The following is a 17,254-nucleotide window of genomic DNA, read 5'->3' on the forward strand; positions in this document are numbered from 1 at the left end:
GCACGACGGTGCCCGTGGAGTCGCCATGACCGGCACAGACAACCGATGGTTTTTCGAGCCGGGGCATACCGGCGTCCAGTTCCGGGCGCGGCACATGATGGTCACGTATGTGCGCGGACACATCAAGGATGTGCACGGTTCGCTCGTGTGCGATCCCGAGGATCCCGAGCACGCGCGGGTTGAGGCGACGATCGACGCCACGCAGGTCTGGACGGGGCAGCCGCAACGCGACGCACACCTGCGAAGTGCGGACTTCTTCGACGTCGAGCACCATCCGACCTGGACGTTCGCGAGCACGCAGGTGCGGAGGCTGAGCTCGACGGAGTTCGGTCTCGACGGGGATCTCACCGTGCGGGGCGTGACGCGGCCGGTGTCGCTCGACGTGACGTACCTGGGGCAGTGGGACACGCCCTGGTGGGAGGACGGCCGGGACCAGGGGCCGCGGCGGCGGGCCGGGTTCACTGGCCGGACACGGATCAACCGGCAGGATTTCGGCGTCAGTTGGAACGACACCGTCGACCGGGGCGGCGTCGTGGTCAGCGACCTGATCGACGTCCGCGTGGACGTGGAGGCCGTGCTCGACGCGGACGCGGCCGAGGGTGCCGTTCCGTAGCGCGCGGGCGGGCTCAGCCCGCCAGCGGGCCGCCGATCGTGGACGGGTCGGCGGCGGGTGCCTCCGGCGGGGCGGTGGGCGTGCGGACCGGTTTGCCGAGGTCTGAGAGGGTGAGCAGGGTCGACACCTCGCCGCCGGTGCCCGCGGACATGCCGAAGCGAGTGCGGACGACGCGGCCTTGGCGGTCGACCCAGACGTCCGCGCGGGGCAGGAGGTAGCGCCGCATGTCCTCCCAGTGGGACGCGAGCTTCGTGCGCTGCGCCGCCACCATGCGGTAGGTGAGCGTCTTGAGGTCCGGTTCGGCGCGGTAGTGCACCGTGGGCGCGCCGTTCACCTTCTCCTCGCCCACCTTCCTGGCGGACGGCAGCATCGCCACCTGGCGGAGGACGTGCGTCGGGTCGTTCATGGGCGCGCGGAAGAGGTAGTGCGCCTCTGTCCCGTCCCGGCGCAGGGACCGCCAGGACGTCTTGCCGGTGGGCTCCTGCGGCATCCGGAAGTACACCGTGCGGCCGGTGAAGATCTCGTCGAGGGGGACGGGCGGTGTGCCGTCGCCCTGCAACTCCACCCGCAGCTTGCCCTTGCCGCCGGCCAGGTCGAGGGCGCCCCGGATGGTGAGGCCCACTGTCGTCGTGTCGTCGCTCATGTCGATGCGCTCGTCGATCCGCGCGGTGGTGCGCGCCGTCGCGGCCGCCGCGGCCCGGACCGTCGCGCCGTCGTTCACCGGAGTGGGGGCGGGAGCGGAGCGGGACGCCGAGGCGCCGGCGGCCGGTTTCCGTGCCTCCTCCTCGCCGCCGCTCCCGCCTCCGCCGCACGCGGTGCACAGCATGAGCGCACCGACGACCGACACCGTTGAACGTCGCATCACTGACCCCCCAGTGGTTGACAGAGCACCCCCGAGCCCCGCGAATCGAACGTTCACTCTAACGGCGGTCGGCGTCAGACGGCGGCGCATTATGACGGCGTATGACGGCGAAGGCCCCGCCCCCGGTGTCCGGGAGTGGGGCCCACAAGGCGTCGACGGGCCGCGTCAGATGCCCGCCGCCTCCGCCAGGTCCTTCTTGACCGACGCGAGGACGTCCGCCGCGCGGCGCCGCGCGGTCGGCAGGTCCGCCGCGGAGCCGACCGGGATGACGACCTCCAGGTAGCACTTGAGCTTGGGCTCGGTGCCGCTCGGGCGGACGATCACCCGGGCGGCCGAGACGGTGCCCTCGGTGTCACCCGAAAGGTGGTACCGCAGGCCGTCGGTCGGCGGCAGGGCCTCGGAGCCCTCCGCCAGGTCCTCGGCCGAGGCGACCGCGAGACCGGCCAGGGCGGTCGGCGGCTGCTCGCGCAGGCGGCGCATGGCGGCGGCGATCAGGGACAGGTCCTGGACGCGGACGGAGAGCTGGTCCGTGGCGTGCAGGCCGTGCTCGACCGCCAGGTCGTCGAGGAGGTCGGTCAGGGACCGGCCCTGCTCCTTGAGGCCGGCGGCCAGTTCCGCGACGAGCAGGGCGGCGGTGATGCCGTCCTTGTCCCGGACGCCCGCCGGGTCCACGCAGTAGCCCAGCGCCTCCTCGTAGGCGTAGCGCAGGCCGTCGACGCGGGCCAGCCACTTGAAGCCGGTGAGCGTCTCGGTGTAGTCGACGCCGGCGCTTGCCGCGGCGATGCGGGAGAGCAGCGACGAGGAGACGATCGTCGTCGCGAACGTGCCCGTCGCGTCCTTCCGGCCCAGGTGGGCGGCGAGCAGCGCGCCGACCTCGTCGCCGCGCAGCATCCGCCAGCCCGCGTCGGCGGACGGGTCGGGGACGGCGACGGCGCAGCGGTCGGCGTCCGGGTCGTTGGCGATGACGATGTCCGGCGCCTCGCCCCGGCCGGCCGCGGCGCGGGCCGTGGCGAACGCCAGGTCCATCGCGCCCGGCTCCTCCGGGTTGGGGAACGCGACCGTCGGGAAGTCCGGATCCGGCTCGGCCTGCTCGGCGACGACGACCGGCGCCGGGAAGCCGGCGCGGGCGAAGGCGGCGGTCAGGACGGTCCGGCCGACGCCGTGCATCGGCGTGTAGACCACGCGCACGTCGCGCGCCGAGCCCTCGGTGAGGACGGCGTCGGTGCGCTTCAGGTACGCCTCGACGACCGCGTCGTCCAGCGTCTCCCAGCCCGACTCGGGGCGCGGCACGTCGTCCAGGCTCGCCACGGCGGCGATCTCGGCGGCGATGCCCGCGTCGGCCGGCGGCACGATCTGCGAACCGTCGCCCAGGTAGACCTTGTAGCCGTTGTCGCGCGGCGGGTTGTGGCTCGCGGTCACCTCGACGCCGGCCACCGCGCCCAGGTGGCGGATGGCGAAGGCCAGGACCGGGGTGGGCAGCGGACGCGGCAGCAGCGCCGCCTTCAGGCCCGCGCCGACCATGACGGCCGCGGTGTCGCGGGCGAAGTCCGCGCTCTTGTGGCGGGCGTCGTAGCCGATGACGACGGTGCCGTTGGCGTGACCCTGCGCCTTGAGGTACGCGGCGAGGCCCGCGGCCGCCCGGATGACCACGGCGCGGTTCATCCGCATCGGGCCCGCGCCCAGCTCGCCGCGGAGGCCGGCGGTGCCGAACTGCAGGGTGCCGGCGAAGCGGGACGCCAGCTCGGGCAGGTTCTCGGCGTCGACGAGCGCGGCGAGCTCCGCGCGCGTCTCGGGGTCGGGGTCCTCGGCGAGCCAGGTCCGGGCTCGGGTGAGGAGGTCGTCTCGCTCCTGCTCCACGATGTTCCTCCGGGGTTGTCTGAGTTGCGTGTGCGGGCCGCTGCGCGGTGCTGTTTCAGGGCGGTGCGATGCGGGGTGTTGTGTGGTGCTGTGCCCCGCGGGCGGGGCGTGCCGGGTGGGACGGTCGGGGTGGTCGGGGGACGGCCGTGGGGCGGCGGGTTCATGGCTGTTACGGGTGTTCCCCGAAACGCCGCGAAGATCGCCCGGGGCTGCCCGGAGCGGTCGGGAACCGGCCGTAACGGTCGGGTACCGGCCGTCGGGAGCCGTCGGAAGGCCGCCGGCGCCTCGATCGGACCCGTTCGCCGCCTCGGCCTCCGGATGCGGCCGTACGGCCCGGGGCGCTCCCGCCGTCCGCCGCCGGGTGCGCCCCGGGCCGTACGGCCGCGTCCGGACGGACCGCCCGGGCCCGTACGGTCGCCCGGACGCGTACGGCCGCCCCGACCCGTAGCGCCCGGCACCGTGGCGTTCAGGCCCGTAGAGCCCGGACCCGTACGGCCGCGTCCGGATCCGTAGCGCCCGGGCCCGTACGGGCCGCCCGGGAGCGGCGCGACGCGCCGGAGGCGCGGGCCCGCCCACGGCGCGCCGCCGTGGGTGGATCCGCGCCTCCGGACGGCCGTCACGCGACGCGTCCCGTCACAGGCGGGGCAGCACCTGCGCCAGCAGCGAGCCCATGCGGGCGGCCGAGTCGCGGCCGGCCTGGAGCACCTCTTCGTGGTTGAGGGGCTCGCCGGTCATGCCCGCGGCCAGGTTGGTGACGAGGGAGATGCCGAGCACCTCGGCGCCCGCCTCGCGCGCCGCGATGGCCTCAAGGGTGGTGGACATGCCCACCAGGTCGGCGCCCAGCAGGCGCGCCATGCGGACCTCGGCCGGGGTCTCGTAGTGCGGGCCGGGGAACTGGGCGTAGACGCCCTCCTCCAGCGTCTCGTCGACCTCCTTGCACAGGGCGCGCAGGCGGGACGAGTACAGGTCCGTGAGGTCGACGAAGTTGGCGCCGACGATCGGCGAGGTCGCCGTGAGGTTCAGGTGGTCGCTGATCAGCACCGGCTGGCCGGGGCGCATGCCGTCGCGGAGACCGCCGCAGCCGTTCGTCAGGACGACGGTCTTGCAGCCGGCGGCGACGGACGTGCGGACGCCGTGGACGACGGCGGCGACGCCGCGGCCCTCGTAGTAGTGCGTGCGGCCGAGGAAGACCAGCGCGCGCTTGTCGTTGATCTTGTACGAGCGCACGGTGCCCGCGTGGCCGGCGACGGCGGCGGCGGAGAAGCCGGGGAGCTCGGTGACCGGGAACTCGGTCTCGGGCGCGCCGAGCGCCTCGGTCGCGGGAACCCAGCCGGAGCCCATGACCAGGGCGACGTCGTGGGTCTCGGCGCCCGTGAGCTCGCGCAGTCGGGCGGCGGCGGCGTCGGCCGCGGAGTACGGGTCGGCCTGGATGTCCGGAGTAACTGATGCGTTCACGCGGACGAGGGTAACCGGTCGGCGCCTACGCGCGTAGATGTCGCAGGTTACGGTCTTGCGACTGTTGCTTTGTCGCATTCGACGAGACTGGCGGGTGGGCCGCGGGGTGGGGGTGCCCCGGTCCCGCCCTCTCACCGTTTCTCGCAGGGGCTGCGCCCCCGCACCCCCGAGCGCACCTGCGGCGCGCGTCCTCAAACGCCGGACGGGCCGACAGTCAGCAAGGCCGCTTCCTGAGCTCCATCACATAGTCGTGCGGCGCCCCCGCCGACTCCGCCGCGTCCGCGATCTCGCCCAGGTAGCGGGCCGAGGGGAGGCCCCCCTCGTAGCCGTTGAGGACGTATATCCAGGCGGTCTCGTCGCCGTCCAGGGTGTGCACCCGGACCCGCATCCGCCGGTAGATGCCGAGGCCGACGCCCTCCCAGCGGTCCATCGACTCCTCGTCCATCGGGGCGATGTCGTAGAGGGCGACGAAGACCTGCGACCGCGGCTCCTCCACCACGGTGGCCAAGGCGCCCTCCCAGCCCATCTGCTCCCCGCCGAAGGTCAGGCGCCAGTCGGCGAGCCAGCCCGTGCCGCGCAGCGGCGAGTGGGGGGCGCGGCGCGTCATCAGCCGCGCGTCGAGGTTGCCGGCGTACGCGGCGTAGAGCGACATGGTTCTGAGGGTACGGGAGTGAGGCGGGACCGCATTTGGGATGGCAGTCTCGTAGGGACCGCCCGCTTCCGGTTCCGGCGCCCCATCCGGAGGCGCGGGGACCACCGGAGGCCCCGGAAGGAGTCGCTTTGATGGGTGCGGGACAATGGAGTACGTGACTCGGATCGTGATCATCGGTGGCGGACCCGGCGGCTATGAGGCGGCGCTCGTCGCCGCGCAGCTCGGTGCGGAGGTGACCGTCGTCGACTGCGACGGTCTGGGCGGGGCGTCGGTGCTCACCGACTGCGTGCCCTCGAAGACGCTCATAGCGACGGCGGAGGTGAGGACCTCCTTCGACTCGTCGTACGAGGAGCTGGGCATCACCGTCGAGGACGGCGCCGACATCGGGGTGGACCTGGGGAAGGTCAACCGCCGGGTGAAGCGGCTGGCGCTGGCCCAGTCGCACGACATCACCGCCTCCGTGACCCGCGCCGGCGGCCGGGTGCTGCGCGGCCGGGGCCGGCTCGACCCGGTGCGGGAGGCCGACGGCACCCGCCGGGTGATCGTGCGGACGGGCGACGGCGAGGAGACGCTGATCGCGGACGCCGTCCTGATCGCCACCGGCGCGCACCCCCGGGAGATCCCGGACGCGCTGCCGGACGGCGAGCGGATCCTCAACTGGACCCAGGTCTACGACCTGGAGGAGCTGCCCGAGGAGCTCATCGTGGTGGGCTCGGGCGTCACCGGCGCCGAGTTCGCCGGCGCGTACCAGGCGCTGGGCTCGGAGGTCACCCTGGTCTCCTCGCGCGACCGGGTGCTGCCGGGCGAGGACCCGGACGCCGCCGCCGTGCTGGAGGACGTCTTCCGGCGCCGCGGCATGAACGTCATGGCGCGCTCGCGGGCGCAGGCCGCCAAGCGGGTGGGCGACCGGGTGGAGGTCACCCTGGCCGACGGACGCGTCATCAGCGGTACGCACTGCCTGATGGCCGTCGGTTCGATCCCCAACACCGCCGACATGGGCCTGGAGGAATCCGGCGTCCGGCTGACGGAGTCGGGCCACATCCGGACGGACAAGGTCTCGCGCACCAGCGCCCCGGGCGTCTACGCGGCCGGTGACTGCACCGGTGTGCTGGCGCTCGCCTCCGTCGCCGCCATGCAGGGCCGGATCGCGATGTACCACTTCCTGGGCGACGCGGTGGCGCCGCTCAATCTCAAGGCTGTATCCGCGAACGTATTTACGGATCCGGAGATTGCTACGGTCGGGTATTCGCAGGCGGACGTCGACAAGGGGCTGATTGACGCCCGGGTCGTCAAGTTGCCGCTGCTGCGCAATCCCCGCGCGAAGATGCAGGGAATCCGGGACGGATTCGTCAAGTTGTTCTGCCGCCCGGGTACGGGGATCGTGGTCGGCGGCGTGGTCGTCGCGCCGCGGGCCAGCGAGCTGATTCATCCGATCTCGATCGCGGTCGACAACAATCTGACCGTGGAACAGATCGCGAACGCGTTCACCGTGTACCCGTCCCTGTCCGGGTCTGTCGCGGAAGTGGCGCGTCAGCTGCACACGCGGAAGGCCCAGCGGGAGGGCTGAGGCCGGATGGCGGGGCGGGGACCGGAGGGAGACCGGATGGGGCGGTTCTCCTTCCGGTTCCCTATACCACTTCTTGGGGCGTGCGGCGAACAACTTCCGTTAGTTGGTGCAACCTGCTGAAAGCAGATGGTCGTTGGCGTTACTGTCGGTTTCGTGTTCGCTGCAGAACGTCGTCAATTGATCCTCGAAATGGTGCGCGCCAACGGAGCGGTATCGCTGCGTGAGCTCGCCCGTGTCGTCCAGACCTCCGAAGTGACCGTACGGCGTGACGTACGGGCGCTCGAAGCCGAAGGGCTGCTCGACCGCCGGCACGGCGGTGCGGTGCTGCCGGGCGGTTTCACCAGGGAGTCCGGCTTCCCGCAGAAATCCCATCTAGCGACCGCGGAGAAGACGGCCATCGCCGATCTCGCGGCGAGCTTCGTCGAGGAGGGCGAGGCCGTCGTCGTCGGCGCCGGTACCACCACGCAGGAGCTGGCCCGCCGGCTCGCGCGGGTGCCGGGGCTCACCGTGGTGACCAACTCCCTGCTCGTCGCCCAGGCGCTCGCCCACGCCAACCGGGTCGAGGTCGTGATGACCGGTGGCACCCTGCGCGGCTCCAACTACGCGCTGGTCGGCAGCGGCGCCGAGCAGTCCCTGCAGGGGCTGCGGGTCTCCCGGGCGTTTCTCTCCGGGAGCGGCCTGACCGCCGAACGCGGCCTGTCCACCTCCAACATGCTCTCCGCCAGCGTCGACCGGGCCCTGGTGCAGGCGGCGGCCGAGGTCGTGGTCCTCGCGGACCACAGCAAGCTCGGCACCGACACCATGTTCCAGACCGTCCCGACGGACGTGATCACCAGACTCGTGACCGACGAGCCGCCGCCGCACGACGAGCGCGCGGCGACGGAGCTCCAGGCGCTCGCCGACCAGGGCGTGCACATCTCCGTCGCCGGCCCCGGCGCGCAGTCGGGCCCGCACGGTGAGCCGGGCCCGCCCGCCCGCCGCCGGGAGGCGCCGCCCCTGCCCGGGCAGCGGCGGGCCCACCCGCTGGGCGGCGAGGGTGCCCGGCACGGCGCCCACGGCGGCCCGCACGGCCAGCCCTACCCCGGGCCCGCGCAGGGCGGTCCGCCGGGGATGCAGGCGCAGCTCCGGGGCGCGGGACCGCTCGGGGAGCAGCCGTCGGCCCGCGTCGCGGACCTGGCGCCGCGGCGGCGCTGAGCGGCCGCGGGTCGCAGAACCGCCCGTTCGGGTGAAAGCCGAACGGTGACCACCGGGAAACGCGAACCCGCCGGACCCGTCAGCCCGCGCAGGGCTCGGGCCGGATGCCCCGCAGTGTCAGCGTGAGCAGGCGGTCGGCCAACTCCGGGTCCTCCGGCGTCTGTTCGACCGCCAGCGCGATGGCGTTGGTCAGCTGCAGCAGATCGGTCACGCTCACGTCCGCGCGGACCGCCCCGGCCCGCTGCGCCCGGGCGAGCAGTGTGCCGCCCGCCTCCCGCATGGGCAGGCTGCACCGGGCGAGCGCGGACGCCTCGTCGGACTGGGCGGCCATCAGGGCCCGGGCCAGCCCCCGGTAGGTGCTGGCGTGCGCGATGACGGCCCGCAGCCAGTCGACGAGCGCCCGGCACGGCTCGGGCGCGGCCAGCAGCTCCCGCGAGCGCGCCAGCAGCCCGTCGACCTCGCCCTGGAAGACCGCGCACATCAGCGCCGTGCGGTTGGGGAAGTGCCGGTAGAGCGTCCCGATCCCCACCCCGGCCCGCCGTGCGACGTCCTCCAGCGAGGCGTCCGTCCCGTGCGCGGTGAAGGCGGTCCGCGCCTCCGCGAGCAGCCGCTCGTAGTTGCGCCGGGCGTCCGCCCGCATGGGTCGTGCTGACGTCCGTGCCGTCTCGGTCGTCATGTCCGTCCGTCCCTCCGGTCGCTCCCCGCGGTGTCAAGGATGTCATGGGGGCGGGTGGCGTTCGGCGGGGCCATTTCATACGAGTGGGCGGCTGTGCGCACGGTCGCTTGCCGGTCTGGGACGCGTCGACCGACGGTGAACGCGCGAGGGCCCCGGTCCGCATCCTGTTGATGCGGCCGGGGCCCTCTCGCGTGTACCGACCCGTCAGTCCTTGATCTCGCAGATCACCGCGCCCGACGACACCGAGCCGCCGATCTCCGCCGTGATGCCCTTGACCGTGCCCGCGCGGTGCGCGTTGATGGGCTGCTCCATCTTCATGGCCTCCAGGACGACGATCAGGTCACCCGCGTCGACCTGCTGGCCCTCCTCGACCGCCACCTTGACGATCGTGCCCTGCATGGGCGAGGTCAGGGCGTCGCCCGAGGCGGCCGAGCCGGCCTTCTTGGCGGCGCGGCGCTTGGGGCGGGCGCCACCGGCGGCGGCGGTGCGGGCGATGGTCATGCCCAGCGAGGACGGGAGGGAGACCTCCAGGCGCTTGCCGCCGACCTCGACCACGACGGTCTCGCGGCCGGGCGCCTCCTCCTCGTCCTCGGCCGCGGTGCCCGCGAACGGGGGGATCGTGTTCTGGAACTCGGTCTCGATCCAGCGCGTGTGCACCTTGAACGGAGTGCCGTCGGCGGGGGCGAACGCCGGGTCGGTGACCACCGCGCGGTGGAACGGGATGGCCGTGGCCATGCCCTCCACCTGGAACTCGCCGAGCGCGCGGGCGGCCCGCTGGAGGGCCTGCTCGCGGGTGGCGCCGGTGACGATCAGCTTGGCCAGCAGGGAGTCCCAGGCCGGGCCGATGACGCTGCCGGCCTCGACGCCCGCGTCCAGCCGGACGCCCGGGCCGGACGGCGCGTCGAAGCGGGTGACGGTGCCCGGGGCGGGCAGGAAGTTGCGGCCCGGGTCCTCGCCGTTGATACGGAACTCGAACGAGTGACCCCGCAGCGGCGGGTCGTCGTAGCCGAGCTCCTCGCCGTCGGCGATGCGGAACATCTCGCGGACCAGATCGATGCCGGAGACCTCCTCGGTGACCGGGTGCTCGACCTGGAGCCGGGTGTTGACCTCCAGGAAGGAGATCGTGCCGTCCTGGCCCACCAGGAACTCGCAGGTGCCGGCGCCCTCGTAGCCCGCCTCGCGGAGGATCGCCTTCGACGCGCGGTAGAGCTCGGCGTTCTGCTCGTCGCTCAGGAACGGCGCGGGCGCCTCCTCGACGAGCTTCTGGTGCCGGCGCTGGAGGGAGCAGTCGCGGGTGGAGACCACGACGACGTTGCCGTGCTTGTCGGCCAGGCACTGCGTCTCGACGTGCCGCGGGCGGTCCAGGTAGCGCTCGACGAAGCACTCGCCGCGGCCGAAGGCGGCGACCGCCTCGCGGACGGCGGAGTCGTAGAGCTCCGGCACCTCCTCCAGCGTGCGGGCGACCTTCAGGCCGCGCCCGCCGCCGCCGAAGGCGGCCTTGATGGCGATCGGCAGGCCGTGCTCCTCGGCGAAGGCGACGACCTCGTCGGCGCCCGAGACCGGGTCGGCCGTACCGGCCACCAGCGGCGCGCCGGCGCGCTGGGCGATGTGACGGGCCGCCACCTTGTCGCCCAGGTCGCGGATGGCGTGCGGCGGCGGGCCGATCCAGGTCAGGCCCGCGTCGAGGACGGCCTGCGCGAACTCGGCGTTCTCGGAAAGGAAGCCGTAACCGGGATGGATCGCGTCCGCCCCGGACTCCGCCGCGGCGGCGAGCACCTTGGCCATGTCGAGGTAGCTGGCCGCAGGAGTGTCACCACCCAGCGCGTAAGCCTCATCGGCCACCCGGACGTGCAGGGCGTCCCGGTCCGGATCGGCGTAGACCGCCACACTTGCGATCCCGGCGTCCCGGCACGCACGAGCAACGCGGACAGCGATTTCGCCACGATTGGCGATGAGCACCTTGCGCACGATGGCTCCCTCCTTGAAACAAGGTGAGTTTAGGTACTGGCGACACTCTGTGCCGACCCGACGTCGAGGGTGACCTTGCCCACACGGAGCGTGAAGCGCACGTTCCGCGCACCCCGGAGACCCTTGATGTCCCACGGTACGCCGCCTGTACCCGGGTGACGGGCGAATCGGGATGTGGTCAAGGTCTCGGCGATCATCCGGGTGCGCCGGTGCGCATTCTTTGTGGGGACCCTACGAACGGACGGCGGAAAGTTTGCGAGACGGCCCGTTCGGGCGACGCGGCGCCCGGGGCGGGTGTGAAGGGGCGTGAGGAGCGGGTCGAATGGTGACGGGGGAGAGTGGTGTGAGGCGTTCAGGAGTGGTGCGGCCGGTGTTCAACTGCCGTTTCCCTGGCGCGAGTCCGGGCCGCCCCCTGGGACGTGCGGGTCGCACACAGGCGGGAGAGGCGTGAAGTGCGTGCGATTTCCGGGGTGTTCCCCGGGGTGAGGGGGTGTGAGGGAGTCGGGAGTAGTGACCGATATGGCACGACATCGTTGAAGAAGTCATGATCAAGCGCATCGCAGCAGCCGCCGCCCTGGCCGGGGCCGCCCTCTCCGTGACCACCGCCGCGTCCGCCGCACCGCTGCCGTTGCCGCAGCCGAAGGAGCCGACGGCGAGCGCGGGCGACGTCACCGCTCCGCCGGCCGCCACCGCCCCGCACCGGACGGCCACCGCGCAGAACGCACAGAACGCGCAGAGCATGCAGAAGGCGCGGAAGACGGAGCAGGCGCGGAACGCGGCCACCGGGCAGAAGGCGGCCGCCGCGCGGAAGGCGACCTCGGCGCACAGGACGGCGGGAGAGGCGAAGGCGGCCGGCGCGGCGAAGGCGCCCGGTGCCGCCAAGACGCCGGATACCGCCAAGACGCCTGGTGCCGTGAAGAAGACCGGCGCCGTGAAGAAGAGCGATGCGGAGAAGAAGAGCGGTGCGGTGAAGGCGACCCGTGCCGCGAAGGCGGCCCCCGTACGGTCGGCGGCCGGCCCGCGGCACGCCGCCGGTGCGCGGCATGCGGCGGGACCGCGGCACGCGGCCGGTCCGCGCCACGCCGCGGGTCCGCGGCACGCGGCCGGGCGGCAGCAGCAGAGCGCGCCGCAGCAGGCGCCGATGTCGCCGCAGACGTCCATGGCACAGGCTCAGCCCCAGGCCCAGCAGCCGATGCAGCCCCCGGCCCCCACCCCGCCGCAGCAGCCCCCGGCGCCCACCCCGCCCCAGGCCACCGCGCCGCCGCAGAACCCGCCCACCAGCATCTACCCGGACGCGGTCAACGAGCTGGGCAAGCTGAGCCAGATCAGCCAGCTGAAGAAGGTCGGCCAGGCCACCAAGCAGCTTCCGCTCTGACCGTTTCGGTCGCTCTGATCACGCGCGTCGAAACGTCGGTCTCGTCACGAGCGTCGCAACGTCCGTCTTGTCACGCGCGTCTCAACTGCCATCACGCCCGTCACGTCCGTCTCGTCACGCCTGCCTCATCGCGTCCGTCCCGCCACCTCCAGGCCCAGGCCACCCGGCGGTCCCCAGGCCGCCGCGCCGACACGTGGTACGGGCGTCACACCCACAGATCGGTGATCGCGGTCCCGAGCTCCGCCAGCAGCCTGCGGAGGAGCGGCAGGGACAGGCCGATCACATTCCCCGGGTCGCCGTCGATCCCCTCGACGAAGGGGGCCGACCGGCCGTCCAGGGTGAAGGCTCCGGCCACGTACAACGGTTCGCCGGAGGCCACATAGGCGGCGATCTCGGCGTCGGTCGGCTCACCGAAGCGGACCGTCGTCGAGGCGGTCGCCGAGGTGCGCCGGCCGGTCGCCGTGTCGATCACACAGTGACCGGTCCGCAGCACGCCGGAGCGCCCCCGCATCGACTTCCAGCGGGCCGTGGCGTCCTCCGCGTCCGCCGGCTTGCCGAGCGCGCGGCCGTCCAGTTCCAGCACGGAGTCGCAGCCGATCACCAGTGCCCCCGCGGCCTCCGGGCGGGCGGCCACCGCCGCGGCCTTGGCCTCGGCCAGCACCAGCGCCAGCGTGCCCGGGTCGGGCGCGGTCAGCGCGTCCTCGTCCACCCCGCTGACGATCACCTCGGGGGCGAGCCCGGCCTGCCGCAGCAGGCCGAGGCGGGCGGGGGACTGGGAGGCCAGGACGAGGCGGCGCGCGGGCGCGGCGGGGGAGCCGGTGGAGGCGGTGGAGGGCGTGGCAGTCATACGGGCCAGGCTAAAGGAGACGCCGGGCGGCCTTCCCCCGTCCGCCCGGGCGGCACTCCGCGGGCCTCACCTTTTGAGCACGGCCTGCATGATCTTCTTCGCGATGGGCCCGGCGAGCCCGCCGCCCGAGACGTCCTCGCGGTCGACCCCCGAGTCCTTCGGGTCGATGAAGACGGCCACCGCGACCGGCGAGCCGTCCGCCTGCTTGGCGTAGGAGACGAACCAGGCGTACGGGATCTCGCTGTTGCCGACGCCGTGCTGCGCGGTGCCCGTCTTGCCGCCGACCGTCACCCCGTCGATCAGCGCGGCCTTGCCGGTGCCCTCCCGCGCGGTGAACTCCATCATCTCCCGCACCTTGCGGGCCGTGTCCGCCGAGACGGCCCGCGACATCTCCTCCGGCTTGTGCCGCTCGACCGTGGACAGGTCGGGCGAGCGCAGGCTCTCGACCAGGTACGGCTTCATCAGCTTGCCGTCGTTGGCGAGGGCGGCGGTCATCATCGCGACCTGGAGCGGGGTGGCGGCGAGGCTGCCCTGGCCGATGCCGGTGAGGGCGGTCTGCGGCCGGTTCATCTCCTTCGGGTAGACGCTCTTGACGGCCGCCACGGGCATGAAGAGGTCCTGGTTGAACCCGAACTTCTCGGCCGTCTCCCGCATCTTGTCCTTGCCCAGCTCGGCGGCGATCTTGGCGAAGACGTTGTTGCACGAGTACTGCATCGCGACCTTCAACGAGGCGTTGCGGCACGGCGCGTTCTCGTTCTCGTTCTTCATCGGCGTGACCGTGTCCGGCAGGTTCCAGGGGTACGGCGAGTCGGTCGGCGAGTCGACGTCGTGGTAGCGGCCGTGGTCGAGGGCGGCCGCGGCGGTGAGGATCTTGAAGGTGGAGCCCGCCGGGTACAGCTCCTTGATCGCCCGGTTGGAGAGCGGCTTGTCCTTGTCCTTCTCCAGCGCCTGCCAGGCCCGCGCGTCCTTGTCGCGCTCGCCGGAGAAGACCGACGGGTCGTACGACGGCGTGGAGACCAGGGCGAGGATCTTCCCGGTGCCGGGCTCGATGGCCACGGCGGCGCCCTTGTACTTCGCCAGCCCCTCGTAGGCGGCCTGCTGCGCCTTGGGGTCGATGGTCGTGACCACGTCGCCGCCCTCGGGCTTCTTCCCGGTCAGCGCCCGGGTGGTGTTCCGGAGGAACAGCCGGTCGTCGTCGCCGGTGAGGAAGCGGTTGTAGACGTGTTCGAGCTGGCTGTTGGCGTAGATCTGCGACGAGTAGCCGGTCACGGGGGCGTACATCGGCCCGTTCTTGTACGTGCGTTTGTACTTCAGATCGCCCGCCGACGTCGGCGTGGAGCCGGTGACCGGACTGCCGCCGACGATGATGTCGCCGCGCGGCTGCGCGTAGGTGGCGATCTTCACCCGCCGGTTCTGGTCGTGGTGCGCGAGCTCGTCGGCCTGGACGAACTGCACCCAGGTGCTGCGCACCAGCAGCGCGAGGACCATCAGGCCGGTGAAGATCGCTATGTGTCGCACGGGCTTGTTCAAGGTGTGACCACTCCCCGGTTCGCGGTGGATCCCCCAGGGGAGGATGCGGAACCGGAGCGGCCTGGTTGCAAAAGGGGTGAAATCTGTGAGGCTCCTGTGAAAGCGGGGCAAGACCGGCGCAATGTCCGCGCACGGCACAGACGCCACTCAGGCCCTGCGCGGGCGCGTCCATGCCCTGTGCACAGGCGGCGCCCGAGCCTCCTCGCAGGGCCCGCGCGGCGCTGTGCAATGCCTCACAGGAGGCTCATGGCGTCCCGAGCAGCACGAACAGCACCACCATCCCGACCGCCAGCAGCAGCCCGGCCCGCCGCAGCATGGCTTGGGCCTCGCGCAGCTCGTCGGGCGGTTCGTCGGACGGGTCGGACCACAGCACACTCCCATGGTCCGGCGCAGGGTCCCGTCCGGCCTGAGTACGGGTACTCAGGCCGCGGTGTGAACCGGGTCTCCCGGGCCCGGACGGCCCGTGACCGGGGCGCGTGAGCGGGACTCGGGCCGGCCGTTGGGCTCAGGCCGGCCAGTACGACGTGCGCCAGGCCCGCGGTCCGGGCGCCGGCGCCCGCCGGGTCCTGGCCAGCCGGGCCGGGCTGGCCCACTCGGGGCGGACGACCTCGTCCGGCGCGGCGGCGTTCGCCCGGGCCGCCGCGCGGGCCTGGACCACCGCCAGTGCGGCGGCCAGCTCCTCCGGCGTGGGATTGCCGCGTACCACCTTGATCACCTGACGCTCCCTTCACGCGCTGCCACCGCTGTCCGCGGCTGCCCGCCGCACGTCCCGCCCACACCCCGTGGGGGCCGGACCGCGGCACCCTCTTCGTACAGCCGACCGCTACAGCGGGATGTTCCCGTGCTTCTTGGGCGGCAACACCTCGCGCTTGTCACGCAGCGTGCGCAGGCCCCGGACGATGTGCCGGCGGGTGTCGGACGGCATGATCACCGCGTCCACGTAGCCGCGCTCGGCCGCCGTGTACGGGTTGAGGAGCGTGTCCTCGTAGTCGGCGATCAGCCGGGCGCGCAGCTCCTCGCGCTCCTCGTCCGACTCGGCGGCCGCCAGCGCCCGGCGGTGCAGGATGTTGACCGCGCCCTGGGCGCCCATGACGGCGATCTGGGCGGTCGGCCAGGCCAGGTTCAGGTCCGCGCCGAGGTGCTTGGAGCCCATCACGTCGTACGCCCCGCCGAACGCCTTGCGGGTGATCACCGTGATCAGCGGGACCGTGGCCTCCGCGTAGGCGTAGATCAGCTTGGCGCCGCGCCGGATGATGCCGTTGTACTCCTGGTCGGTGCCGGGCAGGAAGCCGGGGACGTCCACGAAGGTGAGCACCGGGACGTTGAACGCGTCGCAGGTGCGGACGAAACGTGCCGCCTTCTCGCTGGCGTCGATGTCCAGGCAGCCGGCGAACTGCATCGGCTGGTTGGCGACGATGCCCACCGGGTGGCCCTCGACCCGGCCGAAGCCGGTGATGATGTTCGGCGCGAACAGGGCCTGGGTCTCCAGGAACTCGCCGTCGTCCAGCACGTGCTCGATCGCGGTGTGCATGTCGTACGGCTGGTTCGCCGAGTCGGGGATGAGGGTGTCCAGTTCCCGGTCGGTGTCCGAGACCTCGAGGTCGGCCTCCTCGGGGAAGGCGGGCGGCTCGGAGAGGTTGTTGGACGGCAGGTAGGAGAGCAGCGCCTTGACGTACTCGATGGCCTCCTTCTCGTCGCCCGCCATGTGGTGGGCCACGCCGGAGGTCGCGTTGTGGGTGCGCGCGCCGCCCAGTTCCTCGAAGCCGACGTCCTCGCCGGTGACGGTCTTGATGACGTCGGGGCCGGTGATGAACATGTGCGAGGTCTGGTCCACCATCACCGTGAAGTCGGTGATCGCCGGGGAGTAGACCGCGCCGCCCGCGCAGGGGCCGACGATCAGGGAGATCTGCGGGATCACCCCGGAACCGTGCACGTTGCGGCGGAAGATCTCGGCGAACAGGCCGAGCGCGACCACGCCTTCCTGGATCCGGGCGCCGCCGCCGTCGTTGATGCCGACGACCGGGCAGCCGGTCTTCAGGGCGAAGTCCATGACCTTGACGATCTTCTCGCCGTAGACCTCGCCCAGCGAGCCGCCGAAGATGGTGAAGTCCTGCGAGTACACGCAGACCGTGCGGCCGTCGACGGTGCCGTAGCCGGTGACGACGCCGTCGCCGTAGGGGCGGTTCCGCTCGATGCCGAAGTTGGTGGAGCGGTGCCGCGCGAACTCGTCGAGCTCGACGAACGACCCCTCGTCCAGCAGCAACTCGATCCGCTCCCGGGCGGTCAGCTTGCCCTTGGCGTGCTGCTTCTCCACCGCCCGCGCGGACCCGGCGTGCGTCGCCTCGTCGATCCTGCGCCGGAGGTCGGCGAGTTTGCCCGCGGTGGTGTGGATGTCGATCCCCTCGGTGCCCGCGGCACCTTCCGCGCCGGACGAGCCGGCGGCGTCGGGACGGCGGGCGGCGGGCTGGGCGGCTGACTCGGACATCGGGCTGCGGCTCCTGTGTGTCCTGAGGTGGGCGGGGGTCCGGAGAAACGGGGGCGGGACGGTGGCGGGGCGGGGGACGGAGTGCTGGACGACCTGTTGCGGACGCGCCGGATCCGGCCGCCGGAACGGCCCGGATCAGGGCTACCGGGTCGTAGCGTATCGGCGCGACCGCG

At 72.7% G+C, this 17,254-nt stretch carries 15 protein-coding genes; 4 read left to right on the top strand and 11 right to left on the bottom strand.

Annotated features, from left to right (window positions below; genetic code table 11):
• Positions 1 to 25: 25 nt before the first annotated feature.
• On the top strand, positions 26 to 613 hold the full coding sequence (locus ACQEVS_RS21005; RefSeq protein WP_433022567.1) for a YceI family protein: 588 nt from the start codon (positions 26 to 28) through the stop codon (positions 611 to 613).
• Between the two features lie 13 nt (positions 614 to 626).
• On the opposite strand, the gene ACQEVS_RS21010 is transcribed toward ACQEVS_RS21005, so the two are convergent.
• From ACQEVS_RS21010 to ACQEVS_RS21025, 4 genes are all read right to left on the bottom strand, one after another.
• Positions 627 to 1,475 (bottom strand): hypothetical protein, encoded by an 849-nt coding sequence (locus ACQEVS_RS21010; RefSeq protein ID WP_433022569.1) that lies wholly within the window; start codon positions 1,473 to 1,475, stop codon positions 627 to 629.
• Positions 1,476 to 1,640: 165 nt separating this feature from the next.
• Positions 1,641 to 3,332, bottom strand: coding sequence for a phospho-sugar mutase (locus ACQEVS_RS21015; RefSeq protein ID WP_433022571.1), 1,692 nt, complete (start codon positions 3,330 to 3,332; stop codon positions 1,641 to 1,643).
• 633 nt (positions 3,333 to 3,965) lie between these two features.
• On the bottom strand, positions 3,966 to 4,787 hold the full coding sequence (locus tag ACQEVS_RS21020) for a purine-nucleoside phosphorylase (RefSeq protein ID WP_433022573.1): 822 nt from the start codon (positions 4,785 to 4,787) through the stop codon (positions 3,966 to 3,968).
• A 214-nt stretch (positions 4,788 to 5,001) separates the two neighbouring features.
• A complete protein-coding gene (locus ACQEVS_RS21025; RefSeq protein WP_433022575.1) occupies positions 5,002 to 5,439 on the bottom strand; it encodes a gamma-glutamylcyclotransferase in 438 nt (145 codons plus the stop codon).
• 145 nt (positions 5,440 to 5,584) lie between these two features.
• Between ACQEVS_RS21025 and ACQEVS_RS21030 the strand changes: the two genes are divergently transcribed.
• Together ACQEVS_RS21030 and ACQEVS_RS21035 are read left to right on the top strand one after the other, a co-directional pair.
• Positions 5,585 to 7,006: an NAD(P)H-quinone dehydrogenase gene (locus ACQEVS_RS21030; protein WP_433022577.1), complete on the top strand. Its 1,422-nt coding sequence runs from the start codon at positions 5,585 to 5,587 to the stop codon at positions 7,004 to 7,006.
• Positions 7,007 to 7,195: 189 nt separating this feature from the next.
• Entirely contained in the window at positions 7,196 to 8,200 is a 1,005-nt protein-coding gene (locus tag ACQEVS_RS21035; RefSeq protein ID WP_433027767.1) for a DeoR/GlpR family DNA-binding transcription regulator, read from the top strand.
• 79 nt (positions 8,201 to 8,279) lie between these two features.
• Here the strand turns inward: ACQEVS_RS21035 and ACQEVS_RS21040 are convergent, their stop codons facing one another.
• Positions 8,280 to 8,876: a TetR/AcrR family transcriptional regulator gene (locus ACQEVS_RS21040; protein ID WP_433022579.1), complete on the bottom strand. Its 597-nt coding sequence runs from the start codon at positions 8,874 to 8,876 to the stop codon at positions 8,280 to 8,282.
• Between the two features lie 204 nt (positions 8,877 to 9,080).
• Positions 9,081 to 10,844: an acetyl/propionyl/methylcrotonyl-CoA carboxylase subunit alpha gene (locus tag ACQEVS_RS21045; protein ID WP_433022581.1), complete on the bottom strand. Its 1,764-nt coding sequence runs from the start codon at positions 10,842 to 10,844 to the stop codon at positions 9,081 to 9,083.
• Positions 10,845 to 11,388: 544 nt separating this feature from the next.
• Here ACQEVS_RS21045 and ACQEVS_RS21050 point away from each other — a divergent pair.
• Positions 11,389 to 12,219: a hypothetical protein gene (locus tag ACQEVS_RS21050; RefSeq protein WP_433022583.1), complete on the top strand. Its 831-nt coding sequence runs from the start codon at positions 11,389 to 11,391 to the stop codon at positions 12,217 to 12,219.
• Between the two features lie 205 nt (positions 12,220 to 12,424).
• Here the strand turns inward: ACQEVS_RS21050 and ACQEVS_RS21055 are convergent, their stop codons facing one another.
• The 5 genes from ACQEVS_RS21055 to ACQEVS_RS21075 all read right to left on the bottom strand — a co-directional run bounded on the left by ACQEVS_RS21055 (position 12,425) and on the right by ACQEVS_RS21075 (position 17,081).
• Entirely contained in the window at positions 12,425 to 13,066 is a 642-nt protein-coding gene (locus tag ACQEVS_RS21055) for a Maf family protein (protein ID WP_433022585.1), read from the bottom strand.
• Between the two features lie 66 nt (positions 13,067 to 13,132).
• On the bottom strand, positions 13,133 to 14,596 hold the full coding sequence (locus ACQEVS_RS21060) for a peptidoglycan D,D-transpeptidase FtsI family protein (protein ID WP_433022587.1): 1,464 nt from the start codon (positions 14,594 to 14,596) through the stop codon (positions 13,133 to 13,135).
• A gap of 244 nt (positions 14,597 to 14,840) precedes the next feature.
• The gene (mmpB, locus tag ACQEVS_RS21065; protein WP_004949086.1) at positions 14,841 to 14,969 is read right to left on the bottom strand and encodes a morphogenic membrane protein MmpB; all 129 of its coding nucleotides are present in this window, start codon (positions 14,967 to 14,969) and stop codon (positions 14,841 to 14,843) included.
• 132 nt (positions 14,970 to 15,101) lie between these two features.
• Positions 15,102 to 15,311 (bottom strand): acyl-CoA carboxylase epsilon subunit, encoded by a 210-nt coding sequence (locus ACQEVS_RS21070; RefSeq protein ID WP_004949088.1) that lies wholly within the window; start codon positions 15,309 to 15,311, stop codon positions 15,102 to 15,104.
• Positions 15,312 to 15,419: 108 nt separating this feature from the next.
• Entirely contained in the window at positions 15,420 to 17,081 is a 1,662-nt protein-coding gene (locus ACQEVS_RS21075) for an acyl-CoA carboxylase subunit beta (RefSeq protein WP_433022590.1), read from the bottom strand.
• Positions 17,082 to 17,254: the final 173 nt, after the last annotated feature.

The organism is Streptomyces sp. CA-181903, assembly GCF_050937075.1.
Lineage (GTDB): Bacteria > Actinomycetota > Actinomycetes > Streptomycetales > Streptomycetaceae > Streptomyces.